This window comes from Vibrio sp. Vb0598 (assembly GCF_033338935.1).
GTDB lineage: Bacteria > Pseudomonadota > Gammaproteobacteria > Enterobacterales > Vibrionaceae > Vibrio > Vibrio alginolyticus.
In genome coordinates, this window is sequence record NZ_JAWOTP010000230.1 from 1 (window position 1) to 1,135 (window position 1,135).

1 protein-coding gene is annotated in these 1,135 nt (G+C 44.9%); it reads right to left on the minus strand.

The window, feature by feature from the left end; genetic code table 11:
• Positions 1–82 precede the first annotated feature (82 nt).
• Positions 83–1,006: a type II secretion system protein GspC gene (gene gspC, locus R7Q38_RS24310; protein WP_005465330.1), complete on the minus strand. Its 924-nt coding sequence runs from the start codon at positions 1,004–1,006 to the stop codon at positions 83–85.
• Positions 1,007–1,135: the final 129 nt, after the last annotated feature.

Genomic DNA, 1,135 nt, shown 5'->3' on the forward strand with positions numbered 1-1,135 from the left:
GCCTCCCTGCAAGTACCCAAGCCCTTTTGCTAAACCTCTGTCTCACGTATGTCTCCCTGAACTTACGCTGGTTGCCTAAGTATTACAATTGGATATAGATGTCGTACTGCTGACCATCTCGCTCAACAGTCAAATTCAGTTCTTGCGGATCGCTCATCACTTGCATCAGTTGTACTGAAGAAGATGGATCACTTAAATCGATCCCATTAAGTTGCACCGCAATATCACCAGGTTCTAGACCCACATCATTAAATAACGCCGCATCACGACCCGGAGAAACTCGGTAGCCAATAATGGCGTCGTCTTTTTTCACTGGAGAAATGGTGATGTATTTAAAGACACTCTGTGGATCTTTCGCAATCTCCTCTCGGATTTGCTCTAGTTTGTCACTCACGTCTGACGCAGGTTCTTTCTGTGCAGCTTGCACTCGAGTAGCCTGCGGCGATTCTGACAATTTTTTATACTCAACGCCTTCCAGCATTAGAGTTTCATCTCGGCCTTCGTTATCGATGATCACGCGATCGACCAACACCGCTTTTAGTGTGGCACGCGTACCTTCAATTTCTTCGCTAATTCCGTAGGTCGCTTGCTTACCACGGTTAGCGATCACCGCTAAGCTGGTTTGAGGATTGCTGCTAGCAACGGCGCCAACAAGGGTAAGATTCAGGCGTGTTTTTGGGGCGTCTTTCACAACAGGTTGCTCAACGACCACAGGCTTTTGTTCGGTGTATTTGCCAAATAAGTTGGCGCTTTGAAGGGCATTGAAATCAATCGTATTCGATTTATTGCTGGCAATAACATTACCCGCCGACGGCCTCCATTTTGGCACATCAGACGTTTGAGGGATTGCTAACCACACCACTTTACCGAGTATCCACCCAGTTATCGCAATAAATAGGCAAGTAAGTAGCAAACTGAGCTTCGCTTGAATTGCGTGGTGGTTGGACTTGATCTGAGCCAGTAGCGGTCTGCTTGATAATCCTGCACTTAGCTCTAAACGCTTCACTGAATTGATTCCTTTATTCTAACGTTAGTCAATTGGGCTATAAAAATATAACTATCGACTCTAAATTGCTAAATTTGCAATAAAATTATTACTCAACAAAGAGCATTGAACGATATCACAACTTCCTTG